Source organism: Acinetobacter sp. ANC 3882 (assembly GCF_022549545.1).
In the GTDB taxonomy this organism is placed as follows: domain Bacteria; phylum Pseudomonadota; class Gammaproteobacteria; order Pseudomonadales; family Moraxellaceae; genus Acinetobacter.
In genome coordinates, this window is the sequence record NZ_JAKZGB010000009.1 from 106,200 (window position 1) to 129,574 (window position 23,375).

Annotated in this window: 19 protein-coding genes; 3 read left to right on the forward strand and 16 right to left on the reverse strand. The window is 39.5% G+C overall.

What is annotated here, in order from left to right; translation table 11 throughout:
• Positions 1–252: 252 nt before the first annotated feature.
• Both prpB and MMO42_RS15275 read right to left on the reverse strand, forming a co-directional pair.
• On the reverse strand, positions 253–1,137 hold the full coding sequence (gene prpB / locus MMO42_RS15270; protein ID WP_241321168.1) for a methylisocitrate lyase: 885 nt from the start codon (positions 1,135–1,137) through the stop codon (positions 253–255).
• Complete coding sequence (locus MMO42_RS15275) at positions 1,130–1,840, reverse strand: GntR family transcriptional regulator (protein WP_005154320.1); 711 nt, start codon at positions 1,838–1,840, stop codon at positions 1,130–1,132. Before MMO42_RS15275 ends, prpB begins: the two co-directional genes overlap by 8 nt.
• Positions 1,841–2,293: 453 nt before the next feature.
• On the opposite strand from MMO42_RS15275, the gene MMO42_RS15280 reads away from it, so the two are divergent.
• Entirely contained in the window at positions 2,294–3,508 is a 1,215-nt protein-coding gene (locus MMO42_RS15280) for an amino acid aminotransferase (protein WP_005290875.1), read from the forward strand.
• 74 nt (positions 3,509–3,582) lie between these two features.
• Here MMO42_RS15280 and dld read toward each other — a convergent pair whose 3' ends face one another.
• The 4 genes from dld to lldP all read right to left on the reverse strand — a co-directional run bounded on the left by dld (position 3,583) and on the right by lldP (position 9,332).
• Positions 3,583–5,289 carry a D-lactate dehydrogenase gene (gene dld, locus MMO42_RS15285; RefSeq protein ID WP_241321169.1) on the reverse strand — a complete coding sequence of 569 codons (1,707 nt, stop codon included), beginning with the start codon at positions 5,287–5,289 and terminating at the stop codon, positions 3,583–3,585.
• A gap of 455 nt (positions 5,290–5,744) precedes the next feature.
• On the reverse strand, positions 5,745–6,896 hold the full coding sequence (gene lldD, locus MMO42_RS15290; RefSeq protein WP_241321170.1) for an FMN-dependent L-lactate dehydrogenase LldD: 1,152 nt from the start codon (positions 6,894–6,896) through the stop codon (positions 5,745–5,747).
• Complete coding sequence (gene lldR, locus MMO42_RS15295) at positions 6,893–7,645, reverse strand: transcriptional regulator LldR (protein WP_277603356.1); 753 nt, start codon at positions 7,643–7,645, stop codon at positions 6,893–6,895. Before lldR ends, lldD begins: the two co-directional genes overlap by 4 nt.
• A 19-nt stretch (positions 7,646–7,664) precedes the next feature.
• On the reverse strand, positions 7,665–9,332 hold the full coding sequence (gene lldP, locus MMO42_RS15300; RefSeq protein WP_241321171.1) for an L-lactate permease: 1,668 nt from the start codon (positions 9,330–9,332) through the stop codon (positions 7,665–7,667).
• Between the two features lie 395 nt (positions 9,333–9,727).
• On the opposite strand from lldP, the gene MMO42_RS15305 reads away from it, so the two are divergent.
• Complete coding sequence (locus tag MMO42_RS15305) at positions 9,728–11,098, forward strand: phosphomannomutase CpsG (protein ID WP_241321172.1); 1,371 nt, start codon at positions 9,728–9,730, stop codon at positions 11,096–11,098.
• A gap of 50 nt (positions 11,099–11,148) precedes the next feature.
• Here MMO42_RS15305 and galE read toward each other — a convergent pair whose 3' ends face one another.
• Genes galE through MMO42_RS15340 form a run of 7 tightly spaced genes read right to left on the reverse strand, consistent with a single transcriptional unit; the run spans position 11,149 to position 18,642 of the window.
• Positions 11,149–12,165 (reverse strand): UDP-glucose 4-epimerase GalE, encoded by a 1,017-nt coding sequence (gene galE / locus MMO42_RS15310; protein WP_241321173.1) that lies wholly within the window; start codon positions 12,163–12,165, stop codon positions 11,149–11,151.
• A complete protein-coding gene (pgi, locus tag MMO42_RS15315; RefSeq protein WP_241321174.1) occupies positions 12,158–13,831 on the reverse strand; it encodes a glucose-6-phosphate isomerase in 1,674 nt (557 codons plus the stop codon). The genes galE and pgi overlap by 8 nt, the downstream gene beginning before the upstream one ends.
• A 2-nt stretch (positions 13,832–13,833) precedes the next feature.
• A complete protein-coding gene (locus MMO42_RS15320; RefSeq protein WP_241321175.1) occupies positions 13,834–15,093 on the reverse strand; it encodes a nucleotide sugar dehydrogenase in 1,260 nt (419 codons plus the stop codon).
• 16 nt (positions 15,094–15,109) lie between these two features.
• Positions 15,110–15,985: a UTP--glucose-1-phosphate uridylyltransferase GalU gene (gene galU, locus MMO42_RS15325; RefSeq protein WP_241321176.1), complete on the reverse strand. Its 876-nt coding sequence runs from the start codon at positions 15,983–15,985 to the stop codon at positions 15,110–15,112.
• Between the two features lie 12 nt (positions 15,986–15,997).
• Complete coding sequence (locus MMO42_RS15330) at positions 15,998–16,615, reverse strand: sugar transferase (RefSeq protein ID WP_241321214.1); 618 nt, start codon at positions 16,613–16,615, stop codon at positions 15,998–16,000.
• Positions 16,599–17,774 carry a glycosyltransferase family 4 protein gene (locus tag MMO42_RS15335; RefSeq protein ID WP_241321177.1) on the reverse strand — a complete coding sequence of 392 codons (1,176 nt, stop codon included), beginning with the start codon at positions 17,772–17,774 and terminating at the stop codon, positions 16,599–16,601. The genes MMO42_RS15330 and MMO42_RS15335 overlap by 17 nt, the downstream gene beginning before the upstream one ends.
• 1 nt (position 17,775) lies before the next feature.
• Positions 17,776–18,642 carry a glycosyltransferase family A protein gene (locus MMO42_RS15340; RefSeq protein ID WP_241321178.1) on the reverse strand — a complete coding sequence of 289 codons (867 nt, stop codon included), beginning with the start codon at positions 18,640–18,642 and terminating at the stop codon, positions 17,776–17,778.
• 198 nt (positions 18,643–18,840) lie between these two features.
• On the opposite strand from MMO42_RS15340, the gene MMO42_RS15345 reads away from it, so the two are divergent.
• A complete protein-coding gene (locus MMO42_RS15345) occupies positions 18,841–19,848 on the forward strand; it encodes an EpsG family protein (protein ID WP_241321179.1) in 1,008 nt (335 codons plus the stop codon).
• 45 nt (positions 19,849–19,893) lie between these two features.
• Here the strand turns inward: MMO42_RS15345 and MMO42_RS15350 are convergent, their stop codons facing one another.
• Genes MMO42_RS15350 through MMO42_RS15360 form a run of 3 tightly spaced genes read right to left on the reverse strand, consistent with a single transcriptional unit; the run spans position 19,894 to position 23,270 of the window.
• On the reverse strand, positions 19,894–20,973 hold the full coding sequence (locus MMO42_RS15350) for a glycosyltransferase (RefSeq protein ID WP_241321180.1): 1,080 nt from the start codon (positions 20,971–20,973) through the stop codon (positions 19,894–19,896).
• 38 nt (positions 20,974–21,011) lie between these two features.
• A complete protein-coding gene (locus tag MMO42_RS15355; RefSeq protein WP_241321181.1) occupies positions 21,012–22,034 on the reverse strand; it encodes a hypothetical protein in 1,023 nt (340 codons plus the stop codon).
• Positions 22,035–23,270 carry a hypothetical protein gene (locus tag MMO42_RS15360; RefSeq protein WP_241321182.1) on the reverse strand — a complete coding sequence of 412 codons (1,236 nt, stop codon included), beginning with the start codon at positions 23,268–23,270 and terminating at the stop codon, positions 22,035–22,037. It abuts the gene before it with no gap.
• Positions 23,271–23,375 lie beyond the last annotated feature (105 nt).

Consider the following 23,375-nt stretch of genomic DNA (forward strand, 5'->3'; position numbering starts at 1 on the left):
ACCGAACTCTCATCTTATTTGAGGATAAGCCTTCGGCTGGATTTACTTTTGATGGATCAAAAGTAAGCAAAAATCCTTTGTTGGCCTGACGGTACGTCCTTGCTACCGCAGCCCAACGTGGCGGCATCCATGCCGCCTTCACGATCATTAAGACTTTCATAAAACTGATAAAAATACTCTTTTTATCTCTACTCGAAAGTCTTCAATTCGTGAAATCCCTCTCCCTCTGGGGGAGGTTAGGAGGGGGTAAAATTATTTACTCTTCGCAAAAGTTCCATCAAGATATTGTTCAAACGCATGGTAGTTAATGCGCTCATACAATTCTTGACGGGTTTGCATGGTCTCAACCACATTCTTTTGTGTGCCTTCTTTACGCAAAGTCTCATAGACATTTTCTGCTGCCTTGTTCATGGCACGGAATGCAGAAAGTGGATAGAGCGCAATGCTGACATCAGCAGAAGCCAATTCTTCTGTGGTAAATAATGGGGTGGAACCAAATTCCGTTATATTGGCTAAAACAGGCACTTTGGTCAGATCAGCAAATTGCTTATACATCGCCAATTCAGTGATCGCTTCTGGGAACAGCATGTCTGCACCTGCTTCGATATAAGCACCCGCACGGTCAATCGCAGCTTGTAAGCCTTCCACCGCAAGCGCATCGGTACGTGCCATGATCACAAAGCTGTCATCGGTACGCGCATCGACTGCTGCCTTGATACGGTCTACCATTTCTTGCTGGGTCACGATTGCCTTGTTAGGACGGTGACCACAACGTTTAGCGCCGACTTGATCTTCAATATGCATTGCAGCAGCACCGAACTTGATCATCGACTTGGTGGTCCGCGCGATATTAAACGCAGAAGCACCAAAACCTGTATCAACGTCAACCAATAAAGGTAGGTCACACACATCCGTAATACGGCGTACATCGGTCAAGACATCATCCAGGTTACTGATGCCTAAATCTGGTAAACCCAAAGAACCAGCCGCAACACCACCACCAGACAAGTAGATCGCTTTGTAGCCTGCACGTTTTGCCAATAACGCATGGTTGGCATTGATCGCACCGACCACTTGTAATGGTTTTTCATTTGCGACCGCGTCGCGGAATAGCTGACCAGCAGACTGTTTAGCCATGTTGTTGTTCTCCTTGAGTGTGCAGCAATGTTTGCTCAACAATTTTGTAGGATGCATTGATGTGACGGTGCATCAGCATTTCGGCAAGCTCACCGTCACCTTCAGCAATCGCATCTAAAATGCGGATATGTTCATCCCAAGCTTTGCTCGGGCGATCTGGGGTATTTGAAAACTGGATTCGATACATACGGATGAGGTGATAGAGCTCATCGCATAACATTTTTTCTAGGGTTTTATTGCCACTGCTTTTGATAATGCAGTAATGGAAATCGTCTTGGCCTTCTTGCAGATAGTAGCCTTTACCTGCTTTAAAATTTTCATCTTCGGCATGCATACGCAATACATCACGCAAGGCCAGAATCTGTTTTTTATCAATATGCTGAGCGGCCAACTTGCAAGCCAAGCCTTCTAAAGAAGCGCGAATTTGATAGAGTTCTTGAAACTGTTGCAGTGACAATGACACCACACGGGCGCCGACATGGGCAGTACGCTCCACCAGTTTCTGCCCTTCTAGACGATGAATCGCCTCACGTAAGGGACCACGACTAATGCCATACATCCGTGCCAATTCAGGTTCTGAAATCTTGCTGCCTGCAGGGATGTGTCCCAACACAATTGCCGATTGAATTTGCTTAAATACGTGTTCCGTCAGGGTCATTCCCTGACTTGTGCTGAGGGCTTGAGGAACAAGTGTATCTTGCATATTGTCGACAATCTCTACGGTTTTGATGATTTTATAACGAGATAAAAGAAAAAATGCAATAGGATTGTCGACAATAAATCCGACTGATACTGTCAATCCCATTCACTTGACAAGCTTCGACTGTCGGTGGAAATACCGCCTAAAAATTAAAATAAAAACAGATAAAACAATAGCTTAAATACATAATTATTTATCATTCAGCAGTGAGCTTTCATATATTTAGCCATCTTATACTTTTAATGCTACGACCATGGTATGACAGCTTGATTGTAGACAATCCTTATAATGGATTCATCCCGACAAATTTTGTAAGTAAATACTGCACCAAAATGTAAATAACAGCGTGCTTCATGCAGTCTTTATTGATACATTATTGGGCATCAAAGGTTCCGCTCCTGAAGCGCCAACCTCCCCAGACATTTATGCACTTTGTTGAAGAAAAGGACATTGTTAATGTTTCAACATATCCCACCTTATGCAGGCGATCCAATCCTTTCACTGATGGAACAGTTCAATGCTGATCCACGCGCTGAAAAGGTAAACCTCAGTATTGGTTTGTACTATAACGAAGACAGTATCGTTCCTCAGCTTGATACCATTATCGAAGCACAAAAACGTATTGCTCCTAAAAACACGCAAACCAAGCTTTATTTACCAATGGAAGGTTTCAAACCTTACCGTGATGCGATTCAAGCGTTATTGTTTGGTGCAAATAGCCCTGCAATTCAACAAGGTCGTGTTGCAACAATTCAAACGCTTGGTGGTTCTGGTGCATTAAAAGTGGGGGCAGACTTCTTAAAAACCTACTTCCCGAATTCAGAAGTTTGGGTAAGCCAACCAACTTGGGATAACCACGTTGCGATCTTCAATGGTGCAGGCATCAAGAGCAACTTCTACCCTTACTTCGATGCTGAAACACGTGGCGTTGATTTTGACGGGATGTTGTCTACTTTAAAAACATTGCCAGAACAAAGCATTGTGTTATTGCACCCATGCTGCCATAACCCAACAGGTGCGGACTTGAACCCAGCACAATGGGATCAAGTGATTGTGGTATTAAAAGAACGTAACCTCATTCCATTCCTCGACATCGCGTATCAAGGTTTCGGCGATGGCATGGAACAGGATGCCTATGCAATTCGTGCTTTAGACCAAGCAGGTCTGAACTTTATTGTCAGCAACTCATTCTCTAAAATCTTCTCACTTTACGGTGAGCGTGTTGGCGGTTTGACGTTCGTGTGTGACGATGCTGAAGCAGCAAAATGCACATTCGGTCAGTTGAAAGCAACAGTACGTCGTATCTACTCTAGCCCACCAACAACAGGTGCATGGTTGGTTGATCAAGTGTTAAATGACGCTGATCTCAATCAACAATGGCAAGGCGAAGTGAAAGAGATGCGTGAGCGTATTATCAAAATGCGTAGCATCTTGAAAGATGAGTTGACCAAAGCACTTCCTGAGCGTGACTTTAGTTACCTTGTGAACCAAAAAGGCATGTTTAGCTACACAGGTTTAACGGGTGAGCAAGTTGATACATTGCGTGAAGAATATGCAATCTACTTGGTACGCAGTGGTCGTATCTGTGTTGCAGGCCTCAACATGAACAACGTATACAAAGTTGCGAAAGCAGTGGCTGAAGTTTTAGCAAAATCTGCTGCAACAGCTTAAGTTATCACGCATAAAAAAGGCGCTTGAAGCGCCTTTTTTATTTCCTGTTTTATTGCCGCCTGTTTTATTTAAAGTCAGGACTTGGCCTTGCCCCAATACTTCAATTTAGAGGTCTGTCCAATCCCGACATTAAAACAATTATTTGGATCAAGTTTCTGGTAGAAATTCGCCAATGCAGGCTTGGCAATATACAGATGACCGACATTATGCTCGGCTGGATATTCAGCACGGCGGGCATCCAGCAAATGCCACATTTGATGTTCCATCGCTATAGGATCATTGCCTTTTTTAATGATGTAATCCTGATGAAACACATGACAGAAAAAGTGCCCATAATAAAGCTTATGAATAATTTGCTGTTCCATCTCCGCAGGCAATTGCTCTACCCATTCACGATCATTGCGACGTAACGCGATGTCCAATGCCACAATATCTTCAACCTCATCCCGATGGGTATCTCGATAACGAATCGCTGCACCTGCCACAGCAAAACGATGCAAAAAGGCTTTACGCCCTTCATCCGCATCACAGAGAAAGAAATTGCCTGAAGCATGCACCGCAAAATAATCTTGTAAAAATTGCTCGGTCTGGGCTTTGCAATTATTTTCAACGCGTAACATCAGATGATGTTCGTAACGATCGCGATATTCGGTCATCCGTTTCGGTAAATGACTCGGTAACAAGGAGGTGATCATTTGTAAAATATGATCGGTCAGCCCTTTGATTTTAAATTTTTCTAAAAAGCCATCGACCTTATCCTTCAGTGCGAAGGCCTTCGGCACATTGGCTGTGCCAAATTTTTCAATAAACAGAAAGGTATCCTTACCGTATTTTTCACCAATATGATAAGCATCGCGGTGAATGTATTCCCCTGCGATCGGTAAGCTTTGCAATGAAGTCAGTAAATAACGACGGATCGCGGTCAGGTCGTCGGCATCATTTGTGCCAATATAGAATACACTGCTCTCCACCTTTTCATAGGTATCCAGACGCACCGCAAACACACAGACTTTCCCTGCCGAACCCGAGGCTTCAAACAGACGAGAGGGATCGGCATTAAAACGCGCAGGGCTATCGGCATCGACCTGAATGACATCTTGCGCATAACGTTGATCAGATGCCTGCTTTTCAACATCATCTAAAATATCTATCGCTTGATATTGCTGCTGCTCTAAACGAGTCAGGATTTCTTCAGGACTCGAACCTAAATTCACACCCAGATGATTCACTAATTCCAACTGACCTTGGGCATTGACCTGCGCATACAGTGCCAGTTCGGTATAGGCAGGCCCACGACGCACCAAGGCACCGCCTGAGTTATTACACACCCCACCCAATACCGAAGCGCCAATGCAGGAAGAACCAATCACCGAATGTGGTTCCCGATCATAGCCTTTCAATAGCTGTTCCAGATTATCCAAAGTCGCCCCAGGCAAACAAATCACTTGTTTACCGTCATGAATCACCTGAATGCCTTTTAAACGACGCGTACTCATCACCAAAACAGGCCGGTCATAATCATCGCCATAGGGCGTTGAACCACCCGTCAGTCCCGTATTGGCAGCTTGCATGATGACGATACAATCCGCTTCAATTGCTGCTTGCAGCACCTGCCATTGTTCCAGCAAGGTACCAGGGATCACCACTGCAAATACTTTGCCTTCACCAAAACGACGACCTTGACGATACTGCCGTGTACTTTGATCATCGCTCAGTACATGCTGACGTCCAACAATCTGCTGTAAACGATCAATCACCACTTTGGGAGAAAATGTTTGCATGATGGCTCCTTTGGATCATCCATATAAAATCTAGCTATATCTTATGCATGCTAAAACTAGATCAGCACGGCAGGGTCTTACGGTATATAAGTTATGATGAAAGTAAGTCATTCTGTTACTTTGGTTTTGCCCAAAGTAACCAAAGGCATTGTCACTTACAGAACCTGTTCACTGTATCCATTTTTCAAGTTACATTGCAAAAACAATATCTTACTAACACCACGCAGGCTGTAAGTGACGTTTAGCACCAGCAACTAATTTCTTAACCTAAGTGGCTACACGTCGGCGGCAAGGATGCCGCCTGTTCCGATGCGGTAGCAGGGAAGTACCGTCATCGGAATAGAGGATTTTTGGTTACTTTTGATCCTTCAAAAGTGACAAACGCCTCTACACTAGAAACACGCAAGTCACCCAATGATGAGGCAGTGACAACTACATCACTTAGCAAATTATGCTTAAAAACCTTGTTTAATGGCTTGTACCAAACAATCCGCATTAATCTCCTGAATCGACTTCGCACCCGTCAACGTCATTGCCACACGCATTTCCTTATCAATCAGATCGAGCAAGTTTGATACCCCTTGCCCACCTGCCGCCGCCAACGCATAAACAAAGGCACGACCCAATAACACCGTATCCGCCCCAAGTGCCAACATCCGCACCACATCCAGACCATTACGAATGCCAGAGTCCGCCAAAATCGCCAGATCACCCTTCACCGCATCAGCAATCGCAGGCAAAGCATGCGCAGAAGACATCACGCCATCCAACTGACGCCCACCATGATTGGATACCACGATACCATCTGCACCAAAGTGCACAGCATCTTTAGCATCTTCAGGGTCCAGAATGCCCTTAATCACCATCGGGCCATCCCAGAATTCACGAATCCACTCCAAATCTTTCCAAGAAATTGACGGATCAAAGTTAGAGCCTAACCAGCCGATATAATCCTCAAGTCCAGTCGGTTTACCTAAGTATTTCGAGATATTGCCCAAATCATGCGGACGGCCACATATCCCAACATTCCATGCCCAATGTGGATGCAACATCGATTGTAGATAACGGCGCATTGCCGCATTTGGACCACTCATACCTGAATGTGCATCTCGATAACGCGCCCCTGGTACAGGCATATCGACGGTAAACACCAGTGTCGAACACCCTGCGGCTTTAGCACGTTCCAAGGCATTACGCATAAAGCCACGATCACGCAACACGTACAACTGGAACCACATTGGGCGCTGAATGGCAGGTGCAACTTCTTCGATTGGACAGACCGAAACCGTCGACAAGGTGAATGGAATGCCTTTTTGATCCGCTGCCACTGCCGCCTGAACTTCACCGCGACGCGCATACATACCCGTTAGCCCTACAGGTGCCAATGCCACAGGCATCGACAAGGTTTCATTAAACAGTTTGGTTTCCAAACTGAGTGCCGACATGTCATTCAGTACCCGCTGACGTAAGGCAATTTCAGAAAGATCCTGCACATTACGTTTTAAGGTATGTTCCGAATACGCTCCACCGTCGATATAGTGAAATAAAAATGGCGGTAAACGACGTTGTGCCGCAGCACGATAATCATTGCCAGAAGAAATAATCATTTTGAATCAACTCTAGTTAAACGTGTTGCACGTTTCTGGCGAGCTTCGTCTTCGTCCAGCGCACGTACATGATTAATCACAAATTCAATATGACCACACACCGCTTGGCGTGCAGCCTCTGGATCTTTACGATCAATCGCATCCATCACCTGAAAATGCTGCTCACTGAGCAAGTCACCATTGACAGGATCGTTATAAACTTTCTTGCGTCCCAGTAAGACGTTGTATTGCAACAAGTCAAACAAGCCGCGCATCATTTGAATCAGCACAAGATTGTGTGAGGCTTCTGCAATCGCCAGATGAAATTCTGCATCTGCAACGGCGGCCTGAGCCGAATCTCCCGCATTTTGATGACGGCTAATCTCATCAAAATAATGATGGATTTTGGCACGATCTTCAGGCGTAGAACGCAATGCTGCATACCACGCAGTTCCACCTTCCAGTAACAATCGGGCTTCTTGTACATCAAAACGGTACAGCGGATCTTCTTCAATCAAGTTACTGATTGGATTCACAATCAACTGTTGTGACCATTGTTCAGGCAATTGCTGGATATACGTCCCATCACCACGGCGGCTACTGAGCACGCCCTGACTGTTCAACTGCTGGATCGCTTCACGCAAGGACGGACGAGACACTCCCAAGCTAGTTGCAAGCTGACGCTCAGCAGGCAAACGATCACCTTTTTTCATCTGGCGCTGCTCAATGAGTGCCTGTAACTTCATGACCACTTGATCGGAGATTCTCATCACATTTCCTTGATTAGCGTTATGGAATCATCCACGGCACCAGATAAGCCTGAACCGTGACGATGATGCCAACAAAGACAGTAAATATGATGCTATGTTTTACCGTGAAACGGAACAAGTCAGATTCTTTTCCAACCAATCCCACCGCGGCACAGGCAATCGCAATCGACTGAGGTGAAATCATCTTGCCGGTCACGCCACCACTGGTATTGGCTGCCACCAACAACACTTCTGGAATCCCAATTTGCTGGGCTGTGGTCGCTTGTAAAGCCGAGAACAAGGCATTCGATGACGTATCTGAACCGGTCAGGAATACACCCAGCCAACCCAAGAATGGCGAGAAGAAAGTAAAAGCATGACCTGTGTGTGATAATGCTAGAGCCAAAGTCGCAGAAAGACCTGAATAATTGGCAATAAAAGCAAAGGCCAACACCATCCCAATCGAATAAATTGGCGTTTTTAATTCATTCAATGTTTCGCCAAAGGTGGTGACCGCCTCACGCGTTTTCATTTTCAGGAAAATGATGGTGATGATGGCCGCAATGAAAATAGCCGTACCTGTAGCAGAGAACCAGTCAAATTTATAGATCGCTTCATAAGCTGTGGTTTCAGGCACAATCGGCGCCATTTTTTCTACCAGCTTATGCAGATACGGCACTTCAATTTTGAAAATCCAGTCCGCTAAAGCACCCTCTTTGGCAAACAACGCTTTAAACGGTTGCACACTCCAAATGGTCACCATCACAGTTAAAATCATAAACGGTGACCATGCTTTGGCAATCTGCGCGATGCTATAGCGTTGTGGCGTATACTCTGCTGACGCTGCACTTTGCGGTTCTACGCCCTCAAAACGGAAAATATGCTTTGGTTTCCAGACACGGAATAACAAGGTCAGGCTGACCAGTGACGCAATCGCAGCGGTAATATCAGGCAGTTCTGGCCCTAGAAAATTCGAGGTCAGGTATTGTGCAATGGCGAAGGCGCTCCCACCAACCAGTACCGCAGGCCACGTCTCTTTCACGCCACGCCAGCCATCCATGATCGCCATGATCCAGAACAGCACGATGATGGTTAAAAACGGCAACTGGCGACCCACCATTTGGCTAATTTCCATGGTATCGACACCAGATACCTGCCCTGCCACAATAATCGGAATCCCCATCGCCCCAAAGGCCACAGGTGCAGTATTCACAATCAGACAAAGACCTGCGGCATAAAGTGGTTTAAAGCCTAGTCCGACTAATAAGGCAGCGGTAATCGCTACAGGTGCACCAAAACCTGCCGCACCTTCAAGAAAAGTACCAAAGGCGAAACCCACCAGTAGCATTTGTAAGCGTTGATCTTCGGTAATTGATAAAATACTGGAGCGAATGACATCAAATTGCCCTGTTTTTACTGAAATTTTATATAGAAAAACGGCACCGATAATAATCCACGAAATCGGCCACAAACCGTAAATAAAACCATAAACAACAGAAGCAAATGCCATCTCGACGGGCATTTGATAAAAGAATAAAGCAATCAACATGGCAATAATCACGGTACATGTTCCCGCCACACTGCCCTTCATACGGAATACGGCTAAAGCCAAAAAGAAGAAAATAATCGGGATCAACGCAACTGCGCTGGATAACCAAATATTATTTAAAGGGTCATAAATTTGTTGCCACACATTTAGCATTCTCATCTCCTTGAAATGCTGGGCGTCATTTTGTTTTCACTTCGATGTTTAACGAATTTCCTCAATATTGGTATGACCAATATTTAATAAAAAAAGCAAATCATACTTATCTGCAATATTTACGCATCTTAATTACATGAATTATCAGGATCAACCCTACTAAAATGAAAATAATTGGTATTACCAATAATAATTAAGCTAAATCAAACCTGTTACGTTACTCTACTTATTTCACATTCGACTAAAGTCTGATAAAACATCTGCCTTCACGGCCTTTTATGGCAACTATTCGGAGTCAAACTCAGCTCAGATCACCCGATAAAGAACTATAAATATGACTTCTTGGCGATATCTGTATAATGTGTTCACAACTCAAATCACATCACTATGAATTGAACAATATGACTCAACTGACTTGTTTTAAAGCCTACGATATTCGTGGCAAACTCGGTACAGAACTCAATGAAGAGATTGCCTATAACATTGGTCGTGCCTATGGACAGATCTATCAACCTAAAACCGTCGTGATTGGTTGTGATATCCGTTTAAGTAGCGAAGGCTTAAAACAGGCCACCATTCGTGGTTTGAATGATGCAGGCATCAATGTGCTTGATTTGGGTATGACCGGTACAGAGGAAGTATATTTCGCTGCCTTCCATTTAGATGTACAAGGTGGTATTGAAGTGACTGCCAGCCACAATCCAATGGATTACAACGGGATGAAACTGGTGCGTGAAAATGCCCGTCCCATCAGTGCGGAAACAGGCTTAAAAGAAATTCAGGCACTAGCTGAATCAGGCCAGTTTGTAGAGGTGGCGCAAAAAGGTACAACGCAAAACTACAATATTTTGCCTGAGTTCGTGGATCACCTACTCACTTATATTGACCCACAAAAAATTAAACCACTCAAACTAGTGGTCAATGCAGGCAATGGTGCAGCAGGTCATGTGATTGATGGAATTGAACAAAAATTCCAGCAACTGAGTATTCCAGTTGAGTTCATTAAAATTCACCATGAAGCAGATGGGACTTTCCCAAATGGTATTCCTAATCCAATTCTGATTGAAAACCGCGACAGTACCTGTGATGCAGTGCTGCAACATCAGGCTGATATGGGGATTGCTTGGGATGGTGACTTTGACCGTTGCTTTCTGTTTGATGAAAAAGGTCAATTCATCGAAGGCTATTATATCGTTGGTTTATTGGCACAGGCCTTCCTGATCAAACAATCAGGTGAGAAAATCGTGCATGACCCACGTTTGGTCTGGAATACCTTTGATATTGTCGATCAATATCAAGGCATTGCGGTACAGTCAAAATCTGGGCATGCTTTCATTAAAGATGTCATGCGTGAACATAATGCGGTTTATGGCGGTGAAATGAGTGCGCATCATTATTTCCGTGATTTTGCCTATTGCGACAGCGGCATGATTCCATGGTTACTCACAATCACCCTGCTTTCTGAAACAGGTCAATCGCTTTCAACTTTAGTTGAAAATATGATTGCCAAGTTTCCATGTAGTGGCGAGATCAACTTTAAAGTGGCGGATACGCAAGCCACCGTACAAAAAATCTTTGACCATTATGCAGATCAGAATCCTCAGGTTGATCGCACCGACGGTGTCAGCCTCGATTTTGGTGCATGGCGCTTAAATGTACGTGCCTCGAATACAGAACCATTGTTACGCTTAAATATCGAAAGCCGTGCCGATCAAAATCCGCAACCGATGCAGCACTATGTGGATGAATTAACCGCTTTAATTCAGGGTTAATTTATTCCAAATAAAAAGGAGCACGAAGCTCCTTTTTATTTGGATTCTATTCAGTTAAAGCCATTTGGATTCTGCTTTTGCCAGTTCCAGCTGTCTGCCAACATATCTTCTAAAGTGTATTGTGGGTTCCAGCCAAGCTCTGCTACTGCACGGGTATTATCAGCAAATGACGTAGCGACATCGCCGGCACGACGTGGAGCAAATTCAAAAGCAATTGGTACACCATTAATCTGCTCAAAAGTATTTTTTACCTCTAACACTGATGAACCATTCCCCCTACCAATATTCCAAGCACGACAGCCCTGAGCAGAAAGACGATTATTTAAGGCACATAAATGTGCATTTGCCAAATCCACGACATGAATATAGTCACGGACCCCTGTGCCATCGACCGTGTCATAATCATTACCGTAAATCGACAGTTTCTCACGACGACCTACAGCCACCTGAGTCAAATAAGGCATTAAATTATTTGGAATTCCTTGAGGATCTTCACCAATTTGGCCACTTTGATGAGCGCCGACTGGATTAAAATAACGAAGCAAAGCAATCGACCACCGTGCATCTGCCTGTGCAAGTTTTTGCAGCATTTGCTCAACAATCAGTTTGGTATAACCATAATTATTGTTTGGCATTCCAGTCGGCATATCTTCATTTAACGGAGAACTATTGGCTTCATCATATACCGTTGCTGATGAACTAAACACCAACCTAAATACACCTGCTTTTTCCATCGACTGCATTAACTGAGCACTACCTGCAATATTATTGTCAAAGTAAGCCAATGGAATCTGCTGGCTCTCTCCAACAGCTTTTAAACCTGCAAAGTGAATCACGGCATCAATTTGATGCGCTTGAAAAACTTGATCTAATTCAGCTTGATTACGGATATCACCTTGTACAAAGACCAAAGCCTTATTGGTCAATTTCCGTACTCGACGCAAAGCTTCTTCAGAACTATTTGATAAATTATCAAATACAACCACGTCATGATCTGCATTAAGCAACTCTAAACAGGTGTGTGAGCCAATATAGCCAGCACCACCCGTCACTAAGATCTTAGCCATTTGTCTTTCCTAGCAATATTTTAAGCAGACCTTGAGTAGATGCATCAAATGCTGATAGATCATCTTGCTCACGGTTTAAAATAGGTAACAGTTGATTGGCAATCTCCTTGCCTTTTTCAACGCCCCATTGATCAAAAGGATTGATGTTCCACAATACCGATTGCACAAACACTTTATGCTCATACATGGCAATCAACATCCCTAAGCTATAAGGATTGAGCTCTTTGAGTAAAATGGTTGAGCTCGGTTGATTGCCTTCGTATTGTTTATACGCGGGTAAATCTTCTAGTTCATCAGCGGCCAATGCCTGATTACCAAAGGCGAGAAGACGTGACTGAGCTAAACAGTTCGATAAAGCAAGATGATGCTGCTCGATCAAGGCTTCTGCGCTTTCCGCATAGGTAAATTGATTCGCATTATAACGTTTTACTGGTGCAATAAAGTCACAACTGACAGAATGTGTCCCCTGATGCAGCAGTTGATAAAAGGCATGCTGCGCATTAGGTCCTACTTCCCCCCAAACAATTGGGCACGTTGCTGACTTTACCTTCTCACCATTACGCTGAATCGACTTACCATTCGATTCCATTTCTAGCTGCTGCAAATAAGCCGCAAAATACTTGAGTCGCCCATCATAAGGCAAGACTGCATGGGTTTGAATATCCAGAAAATTATTATTCCATGCACCTAATAAGCCCATCAAGACAGGAATATTTTGCTGAAATGGTGCCGTTTGGAAATGCTGGTCAATGGCATAAGCACCAGCTAATAATTGCTTAAAACCATCAACCCCAATGGTCAGTGCAATCGGTAAACCAATACATGACCACAGTGAATAACGACCACCCACCCAATCCCATAACAACAGCTGTTTATCTGCTGCGATACCCCATTCCGTCATCTTTTCAGGTTTGGTCGAAACACCAATAAAATGATTTTTTAGAATTTCCGCATTTGTACCTAAGGCTTTTTCCAACCATTGGCGCACAGTTTGTGCGTTCGATAAGGTGTCAATCGTGCCAAATGACTTTGAAGAAATAATAAATAAAGTCGTTTCAGGTCGAAGCTGATGCAGCAATTCAGACAGTTGACTGCCATCCATAGTCGAAACGAAATGCACATCCAAAGGCTTTGCAGTTGTCACCTTAAAATCAGACAATGCATGGGTAACCATCACAGGACCTAAGTCCGATCCTCCCACACCAATATTGACCACATCCTGAATGACTTCACCCGTCGCACCACGGTACTGACCCGCATGAATTTTATCAACCAAGCTATACATGCTGTCAAGCTGCTGATGCACTGCTTGATTAATCTCGGTAAAATCGGAATGAGATTGAGGCAGACGTAGTGCCCAATGCATCGCTGCACGATGCTCGGTATAATTTATCTGCTCAGAAGAAAAGAGTGTTTTGATCCATTGTCTTAAATCTTGTGCTTGAGCTAAATCAACCAAGCTATTTAAAACATCCTGATCAAGGCGATGCTTACTAAAATCTAAAACAATCTGGTCATATTCAACCGAAAAATGTTTAAAACGTGCTGGATCAGCTGCAAATAATTGTTTGAGATGAGTATCTTTCAATTGCTGTTGCAATGATGACAGATGCTCTACCACCGAGCTATGCTCCTTTACTGCAAAGGGCTGAATCTGCTTGACCATCTTTAACGCCCCACTCCCATATATGCAAAACCTTGTGCTTTGACATAGTCTGGATCATAAATATTGCGACCATCCAAAATTAAAGGATGTGCCATGAGCTGCTCAAGCTGTTTAAACTCTGGACTCCAGTATTGTTTCCATGCTGTTAGCACACAGAGGCCATGCACATTTTTCACTGCATCATACTGGTCTTCGCAAAGAATTAGATCATCACGCTGCCCATACATCAGTTTAATTTCATCTAAAGCTTGTGGATCGTGCAAATGAACTGTTACCCCTTGCGCCCAGAGTGCTGCAAGCATTTGGTGAATTGGAGACTGTTGAATACTGGATGTATTTTCTTTAAAAGAGGCACCCCAAATCGCAACTGATTTTCCTTGTAAATCACCATGGTAGTAATTCCAGAACTTACGGAACAGGATTTCTTTTTGTTGCTCGTTGATGTCCCAAACTTGAGCAAGGAGCTGGCTTTTCACCCCAGTATTTGCAACGGTGTTCGACAAGGTCAAGATATCATGAGAAAAATTTTCACCACCAAAACCTGCACCTGGCGCTAAATAAGCTGAGCCGATACGGCTATCTGCTGCCATACCCTGACGAACCGAAGCAATATCAATCCCAAGTTTTTCTGCCACAACCGCCAAATCATTGATGTAGCTGATCCGTGTCGCCAACATGCCAGAAATACTCAGTTTGGTAAACTCAGCGTCTAAAATCGGCATAAACAAATACTGATGTTCCAACGGGAAAAAGGGTCTTAACAGTTCTCTTATTTTGACCTGAACTTCAGTAGGCGTACATCCAACGATCAATTGCTTTGCTTGAGTTAGACTCTGTAATGCATTGCCCTCTTGAATCGTATCGGGTAAATACACCCAGTCATCATCTGACAATATCTGTTGAAACTTCTCAGTACCATGCAAACCAAAGGTTGAAGCATTGATCATGAGTTTAGGATGAATGATTGGACGTTGTCTTAAAGATTGTAAAAGTTGGAAAACTTCTGCTTCTTGTGTCTGGTTAAAACTAAATAGATAGACATCAATATCTAAAGGAATTCCGTCCAAATCACTATAGCGAAGAAAACCACTATTCAATTGTTTTTCTAATAATTGACTTACATTTTCATCATGAAATGAATATTGCTGGGCATCTGCTCGTCTGTTGAGATGAGAACACCAATAAACAAAATGCCCAGATTCAGACAATAATGCAGACATCACGCCTGCATATAAAGTATTACCAAAGATTGCAACTTTCATAACCACATGCCCTGAACTAGAGGGCCAATTCTTGAATTAAACCCTTAAAATCTGCGCCCAATTTTGGATGCTCAATACCATAGTGTAATACAGCTTTTAGATAACCAAGCTTACTACCACAATCAAAGGTTTGCCCTTTCATACGATACGCTTCAACAGCTTCCGATTGTTGCAATGCTGCGATGGCATCAGTGAGCTGAATTTCATTTCCAGCTCCTCGAGGGGTGTTTTCTAAAAGCCCCATAATCTGGGCTGGTAAAATATAACGGCCAACAACGGATAGATTTGAAGGAGCAGTACCCACAGCAGGCTTTTCAACAATACCCTGCATCTTAATACTCTCACCCTCATGCGGTGCAACTGCCACATCCACAATACCATATTGATCAACGAGATTGTCAGGCACTGCTTCTACCATGATTTGTGCTGCTTGCGACTGCTCAAAACGCTGAATCATCAATGACAGATCGTTATCACTGGCTTGGTTCTTGACCAGCACATCGGGTAATAACACCGCAAAGGCTTCATCACCCACAATATCTTTCGCGCAGAGTACCGCATGGCCTAATCCGAGTGGTTGTGGTTGGCGAACACTCACGACACTGACATGCTTGGGTAATATATCGGTAATTTCCTTGAGCAGATCAAATTTCTTTTTTTGCTCTAAAGTCGTTTCTAACTCAAAGTTACGATCAAAGTAATTTTCAATTGATGCCTTAGATGAATGAGTGACCAAAATAATTTGTTCAATACCTGCTTCAACTGCTTCACGCACCACATACTCTATCGCAGGACGATCTACAACGGTCACCATTTCCTTCGGAATGGACTTACTTGCAGGTAAAAAACGTGTGCCTAAACCTGCGACAGGTAAAATTGCTTTTTTGATCATATTTAAAAATCTTTACTTTACAATAGAACTTGATTGAGATTCTGAACCAGTGAAACGACTTGCCCCAACTTGTTGATCAGGTGCATTTATCCCTTCTCTGCTCATCATAACATCAACGGTTTTCAACATGATTTTAAAATCCAATATTGTGTTATGTTTTTCCACATACTGAACATCTAAATCAAACTTTTCTTCCCACGATAAATTATTTCGTCCACTGACTTGGGCGAGTCCTGTCATACCAGGTTTGACTTCATGTCTGCGCATTTGATCCGCAGTGTAATAGTCAAGAAATTCTGGCATTTGTGGGCGAGGTCCAACAATACTCATATCGCCTTTTAAGACATTGAATAATTGTGGCATTTCATCAAGCGTTGTTGCGCGCAATTTTTGGCCAAATGGTGTAATACGCTGCTCGTCTGGTAAAAAATGACCTTGCGCATCTAATGCATTTTTCATTGATCTAAATTTGACCATTTTAAAGATTTTACCATTCTTCCCAGGTCGTTCTTGGCAAAAAAAGATAGGTGAACCTAAATGCTTACGAACCTTGTAAGCAACAAAAATAAAAACAGGACTAAGAAGTAGAATTGCTATTGATGCAACAACAATATCAACGAGTCTTTTCATTTTCAGCATTTAAACCCATAATTTCAAATAGTTTTTCATTTACTTTATTTACATCGAACTTTTCTTGAGCAATCCTGTGACTCTGTCGCCCCATAATATTGACCTGTTCAGGATGCTCGATGAAATAGCACATTTTATCAGCTAATACTTGAACATTCCACTTTGGTACAAGAAAACCATTCACACCATCTACAACAGTTTCCCTGCAACCAGGCACATCGGTGGTAATTACAGGACGTCCAATAGCCATTGCCTCTTGAGTACTGCGCGGAACACCTTCCCTGTAATATGAAGGTAAAACAAAAACTGATGTATTTTTTATACGTTGTGCTACATCTGTTACAAATCCAGCGTATTCTACAATATTTAAGCTCACTAATTCATCAAGCTGGCTTTGTGTTAAACCATATGGATTTTCCTTATCAAGCCCGCCAATAATCTTGAAAATTACTTGCGGGTATTTATTTTTAATAATTTTAGCAGCTTCAATATATTCATAAATTCCCTTCTCTGCTAATAAGCGGGCAATAAAAATAAATGAAATTGGCTCCGCCTCATTCCATTCTGTATATGAATATTCATCTAAATTAAGACCAATAGGTCCTAAAATTTTGATTGAATTACTTTTATGCCCAATTTTATTCTTTTGAATCAAATCTACAGGATCGTCTGGATTCAAAAAAATAATCTTATCTAAAAAAGGAAAAACTATTCTATATAGGCAAATTTGTATAAAACGAATAAGTTTAACTTTTAAACTTTGTCCATTCTTATGAATAGTAAATGGGGTTCCTAGCCCTTCAACCATTCCTATAATCTTCGGAGTATGGCTTAGTTTCGCCGCCAATGATCCATATATAATTGGTTTAGTAAAATATGAAAAAACAAGTCTCGGTTGAATTTGAGCGATCTTAGACTTTAACTCAATAAGTGTTTTTAAATCAGCAAAAGGATTGACACCACCTCGACTCATTTGATAGGTAATCGGGATACAACCTAATTCTCTTAATTGCTCAAGTTCATTGAAAGAATACTCACTAGTAAAAGTATAAACTTCGTATTCCAAGCCAATTAACTGCTTGATCATATCCAAGCGAAATCCCAGCAAACTAGATGCTGTATTTCCGATTAGAACAACTCTTTTACTATCAACTATCATGTTAAACACTTAAAATTTTATCTAAATTTGCTTTATAACGCACCTGATCAGAAACAGTGATATTGTTTACTCTACGCATCTGTAGAATAAACATTAAATTAAAGAAATTAAATATTTTCACAATAATTTTCTTCAGCTCAAATTTAAGAATTATTTTATTTTTCAAATTATTAGAAATAACATTAGAATAATATCTATTGATTACTTCTATTTGTGTATTATACCCTTTAATCATCTTCTCTTTTTTTACATTTTCCACCTCACGATAATAGTAAAGCGGCTCCTGCAACACATAGTATTTTAAATCATTTTTTATAGCAGCAGAAAGCCATAATTCGTAATCCTCAGCCAACGCATTATTTTCTCTATACGTATTTCGTAAACACCATTGCTTTTTTGCGAGCATAGATGCATGCAATAAATTGGTTAATCCGCCAAGAATCTCATCCGCTTGCATGATTCGATTTTCTGGCAATCTTTTCCCTAAGACCTTATTATGCTGATCTATAGAGTACATACCTGTAGTAACTAAGTCATATTCAGGGTTTTTAATCAAAAAATCATATTGTTTTTCTAATCGCTCAACATCCATTAAATCATCAGCATCCATTCGAGCAATCAAATTAAATTTTGCTTCACTAATAATTTCATTCAAACGAGCTGGGAGCTTCTTATTCAAACCATCTGAAAGAACACGCACTCTAGCATCTAGCTGCTCAAATTTTTTTGCTATGTTCAGTGAGCCATCTATGGATCCATCATCAACCAATATTAGCTCCCATTCCTGAAAGGTTTGAGCTAATACTGATTTAATTGCATCTTCAAGATATGCTTCAGCATTGTAAAAAGGAATACCTATTGAAATCATATACAACCAACTAAAAAAAGTACTTTATGCCCCTACCTTTAAGGCTTTTACGATATAAATCCTTTCCAAGATAAGATTTTGGCAATTGCATTATACCGCCAAACTATGAAACAGGTAGATTTAAATTAAAACTTAAAGCTATGTTTTTTCTTAAAAACCCAATAGAATAACCGAAATCTCTTAAGTTTTTCTATACAAATGAATCGTTCCTCCAACAAGCATGCGATATATTGTATTATTTCATATTCTATTTTATTAATTTATATATTTGTTCTTTGGCATCTTCCAAACGATTGGTTTCGTGATAGAGATGTTTATCTGATCTATGCTAAGAACTATGATACTTTCTTGAAAAGTGAAGATCCACTCAAACAACTTGTTAATGAACCATTATTTTCTCAAATCGCTGGTCTTTTTTCCAATTACCCAGAATTTTTTCCGATTTGCATGAGTATATTCATTGCTTCCATTTACTTTATACTTGTTATAAAAAAATCTAAAAATATTGTTATTTTCTTTTTAGCTACATCCTTATTATTTTTTAATACGTTCCTAATTTTTCCTCAGCTTTTTCAACAAAGACAAGGCTTAGCAACAGCCTTCTTTTTGATGATTTTCTTTTTTATTAAGAGACAACGAAATCGAATTATTTTATCATGCATTTTGCCATTTATACATGTAGTATTCTTTATCATAACGCCTATATATATAATTTATGAACTATATTTGCAACATAAAGAAAAAACAAAAATTATTCTATCTACATCATTAACAACAATTATTTTTTCACTACTTTCTATCTCTTTAATGTATATGATCGGCTTTAGACAGGCAGATCTCTACAACACACTAAATGAAGGCCGTGGAGGAGGTTCATTTTTATTACACTTGTTTCTCTTAATCTATATCTATTTCTGGGGCAACAGATATGACCAAAGGTTATATGGATGGGTTTTACTAGGATTAACTTTTTATATTTTTAGCTACTTTATCTTTCCAGCTTCCGGACGATTATTTAGTTCTTTTTATCCCTTCATATTAATATATTTAGTATCTAGAGATAAATTGCAAGATTTAGCCATTTTATTTTTAATGAACATTGTTTTTATTTATCTATTTTTCTCAGCAGGGTATTTAGATATGTTGAATATGAATGCTATTAGCTTTGATTATGAACTAGAACGTTTCATAAGAGATCTGTTCTAGCTAAACAAAATGGGCATTATCAAAAGATGGTTATAGCATTTTATTCTACGCTTGATATATTTCTAACCATTCTTTTGCAATTTTTTGAGGGTCAAGCCTCTCTTTAACATATGAGTAAGTTGCTTCGCTCTGCTGTAGATGCTCCTCTTTAGAAAGCCTCATCACTTCAGAAAGCTTCTGAGCCAAAGCCGTTGCATCTTGAATATTCACAACATTATCAAAATTAGGCAAGATATCATTTACGCCTCCACAATTCGTGCTTACAATCACATTTTTTGCCATTGCGGCTTCAACCAAAACGGTAGGCAATCCCTCATGTTTAGAGGATAAAACAAAAATATCTGCCATATTTAATAGAGAGTTGACATCATTGCGGATACCTAAAAAAGATATATATGATTCAATATTTAATGTTGTTGCTAAATGCTGGGTTTCTGCCATAAGTAGTCCATCACCAACAATGAATACTTTAATTTTTTTTAACTCATCCTCTGTCAACAACTGAATAGCTTTTAATAAATTTGGATAATCTTTAGAATCTTTCATTGATCCAACCGCTATTACAACTAAATCATCTTCATGAACACCAAATATATTCCTATATTCATCTCTGATATCTGATGAATATTCGAATTTATGGATATCAATAATATTGAACATCACATTCATTTGCGATGGTTTTACATATTTATTATTTTCAAAAGCCTGTACTGCATCTGTACTTACATTAGTTATTTTATTTGACAAAAAATTTGTATATTTAAATATTGACATAATTAATCCCTGCCCCTCATATGTATTATGAGCAGTTGTGACCAATCTTTTCATAGGGTAAATAACACGTACAAGACGAGTCACAATATTGGCGTGCAGACAATGACTATGAACAACATCAGGTTGAAACTTAGATAAAATTGATCTAAATTGTATTAATGATGAAACAGGATTGTGCCTTAAATCTAGCAAATGAACAGTAACTTTCTCGTCAAAATTTTGTTTATTAATATTTAATAAACTTACAACTTCAACATCATGGCCAAGTCCTATCATTGTATTAGCCATAGAAACTAACACAGATTCAGCACCACCTACACCTAACTGAGTAATCACATATAGGATTTTCATTTTAACTTCTCAACAAAAAATAATATTAAGATTAGAATTTAATTAACTAATCTTTTTTTTAAGAAAGACTTGAATTTAGACAAATACACTTCTTCATTATAATAGTTTTTAAAAATCTCATCCAAATCTTTTCTAAATTTTAAAGAAAAATCGCCTCCTGCCATTCTTTCTATACTTAGAATCTGGTCAGTTACTAAAGAGCCTGGAACCTGATTTTCATGTCTAACTAGAGTGGTATAATTAGATAAATTCCTATTAAAATCATCTATAACATTTGAATAAATTGGTATTATTCCTGCAGCCAAATAAGAGTTCATTTTTGTTGGTGTCGCAACTTGATTTACAATATGATCTTCTCTTATCAAAAAGCCATACTTATATTGAATCAATTCATCCTCTAATTCAGCCAGTGGCACATATCTTACATCATAGTTTTTCAAATCATATTGACTTATTAACTCAAGCGCCCTATCACGGTCTTTTGTTAAAAGAGTAATTTTAGAATTTTCTAGATTTTTTTCAATATGAGAATATATTTCCAGCATTTCATCAACACATTGCCAAGCAGCTAAACTCCCAGCATAAACAAAACTTGCATCGCTTATTTTTTTTCTGCTCCAGATACCTTTATCATATTTCTTATTAAAACAAGGCATAATAAAACTATCTCTTTCGATCGAAACTTTATATTTTTTTTCAAAATATTCAAGCATTTTTTTAGAAACAACAATATTAAAAAAAGAAAATCTTAGCGTAAACCACTCATAAAAATGCCATACATATTTCCGTGCAATTGACTTTGTAAGCACATATGCTTCTTCAGCCACCACGCCTTGAAACCAATTAATTATTTTTGCTTTAGGGAATTTTATTTTTGCTAAAAAAAATTGCTTCGCTTCTATAGTTAAAATATAATCAGATGCAGGTAAATCTTTAAGATTTGAACAATAAATAACATTAAAACCATAATCTTTAAACCCTAAATATAATATTTTAAGATAATATTCAGTCGCATCATTAATAGATCCTTCAGGCAAAAAGAATACAATTTCTTTCTTCATTTAGACTAAACCTTTATTCAAACTTTCTTTCAAGAAATAGTATAATATAAATTGGACAATAAATAAAATTAAATAAGAACTAAAAAATGCAATTGCCAAAGCATCCACCCCCCAATGTTTGCTTCCAAGAAACGTTACTATTAATATAGAAAATGCCCAAATAAAGTTTAGAAAAAAACCTACCCAAGCTTTTTTAAAGCTTGGCCAAACACTTGAAAAAACAGAGTTTAATGAATAAAACACCACAGCTAACAACATAAAATTATAAACACTAGAAGCATGAATTATAAAATCTTCACCAGCATATGTTAATATGTATTTTTTCAAAAAAAACAAAATAAAAACAACAGCTATAGAAAAGAAAAAATTTAGAAGCACAAGCTTTTTTACTGTCTGATTAATAGTACTTATAGAATTCGAAAGTTTATGTAGAAAAAATCCTCCTAATGTACTTGGTATAAATATAGCGACCAAATAAATTTGATAAACCCAATTAAAATACGCCATTTCTTTATAGCTTGTAAACATAAGAGCGATTGTAATAGATAAACTAATTACTGGCGCAACCATTAATGAGGACATTAAAGATGGCAGGCCTATTTCCTTAAAATTTACAATACCCTCTACTGAATTTAAGTTGTATTTTATTTTTTTGCAACTTATTCTAATTTTCGCCATATTTAAAAAAAATGAAATAAACTTATAACCAAAATAAGAAATTAGAGCCCCCCAAATATAATAATTACTTATCATAAAATAAGAAAGAGAAACTGTTAAAATCAAAATCAAGATAGAATTTAATGCCAACTGCTTAAAGTCACCAATCCCCATATAAACACTCTCTATAAGTAAGTTTATATTTGAGAAAACAAACAACAAAAAACTTAAAATAGCAATCAACGTAATAGAAATACTACTTTCTACAAAAAAATAAAATAATAAAAAAAACAACCATAAAAAAAATGACAGTATTAGAATAACAAGAACATTAAAACCTAACACATTATAACAATAACTTTCATTCGATTTATAATTTTTAGAAAATGCTATATTTGTGGACACACCACAACCAGCCGTTGCTATCAAAATAAAAGTATTTAAAATATTTAAAAAGTATGAAAATTCACCATACTCGATGGTAGGCAAATATTTCACCGCGATAAAGGTTAAAACTAACAAGCCTAGTCTTGAAAAAACACTAAAAAACACTGAATAAATCATATTAATTTCTTTCAAAACCAGAATCAAAAATTAAAGTTCAAAAACATCTAAATTTTAGAATACTCTCTTAAAAAGCAGACTTTTACAGCTTTCCTTTGAGCTGCTTCAGAACTCTAAAAA

What these genes read in the sequence shown, in the direction of transcription:
- MMO42_RS15340 (WP_241321178.1), bottom strand. Translation starts at nt 18,642, where the DNA reads ATGATTTCAATAGGTATTCCTTTTTACAATGCTGAAGCATATCTTGAA.
- MMO42_RS15350 (WP_241321180.1), bottom strand. Translation starts at nt 20,973, where the DNA reads ATGAAAATCCTATATGTGATTACTCAGTTAGGTGTAGGTGGTGCTGAA.
- MMO42_RS15320 (WP_241321175.1), bottom strand. Translation starts at nt 15,093, where the DNA reads ATGAAAGTTGCAATCTTTGGTAATACTTTATATGCAGGCGTGATGTCT.
- MMO42_RS15345 (WP_241321179.1), top strand. Translation starts at nt 18,841, where the DNA reads ATGAATCGTTCCTCCAACAAGCATGCGATATATTGTATTATTTCATAT.
- prpB (WP_241321168.1), bottom strand. Translation starts at nt 1,137, where the DNA reads ATGGCTAAACAGTCTGCTGGTCAGCTATTCCGCGACGCGGTCGCAAAT.
- galU (WP_241321176.1), bottom strand. Translation starts at nt 15,985, where the DNA reads ATGATCAAAAAAGCAATTTTACCTGTCGCAGGTTTAGGCACACGTTTT.
- MMO42_RS15280 (WP_005290875.1), top strand. Translation starts at nt 2,294, where the DNA reads ATGTTTCAACATATCCCACCTTATGCAGGCGATCCAATCCTTTCACTG.
- lldP (WP_241321171.1), bottom strand. Translation starts at nt 9,332, where the DNA reads ATGAGAATGCTAAATGTGTGGCAACAAATTTATGACCCTTTAAATAAT.
- galE (WP_241321173.1), bottom strand. Translation starts at nt 12,165, where the DNA reads ATGGCTAAGATCTTAGTGACGGGTGGTGCTGGCTATATTGGCTCACAC.
- MMO42_RS15330 (WP_241321214.1), bottom strand. Translation starts at nt 16,615, where the DNA reads ATGAAAAGACTCGTTGATATTGTTGTTGCATCAATAGCAATTCTACTT.
- dld (WP_241321169.1), bottom strand. Translation starts at nt 5,289, where the DNA reads ATGCAAACATTTTCTCCCAAAGTGGTGATTGATCGTTTACAGCAGATT.
- lldD (WP_241321170.1), bottom strand. Translation starts at nt 6,896, where the DNA reads ATGATTATTTCTTCTGGCAATGATTATCGTGCTGCGGCACAACGTCGT.
- pgi (WP_241321174.1), bottom strand. Translation starts at nt 13,831, where the DNA reads ATGGTCAAGCAGATTCAGCCCTTTGCAGTAAAGGAGCATAGCTCGGTG.
- MMO42_RS15355 (WP_241321181.1), bottom strand. Translation starts at nt 22,034, where the DNA reads ATGAAGAAAGAAATTGTATTCTTTTTGCCTGAAGGATCTATTAATGAT.
- MMO42_RS15335 (WP_241321177.1), bottom strand. Translation starts at nt 17,774, where the DNA reads ATGATAGTTGATAGTAAAAGAGTTGTTCTAATCGGAAATACAGCATCT.
- MMO42_RS15275 (WP_005154320.1), bottom strand. Translation starts at nt 1,840, where the DNA reads ATGCAAGATACACTTGTTCCTCAAGCCCTCAGCACAAGTCAGGGAATG.
- lldR (WP_277603356.1), bottom strand. Translation starts at nt 7,645, where the DNA reads ATGAGAATCTCCGATCAAGTGGTCATGAAGTTACAGGCACTCATTGAG.
- MMO42_RS15305 (WP_241321172.1), top strand. Translation starts at nt 9,728, where the DNA reads ATGACTCAACTGACTTGTTTTAAAGCCTACGATATTCGTGGCAAACTC.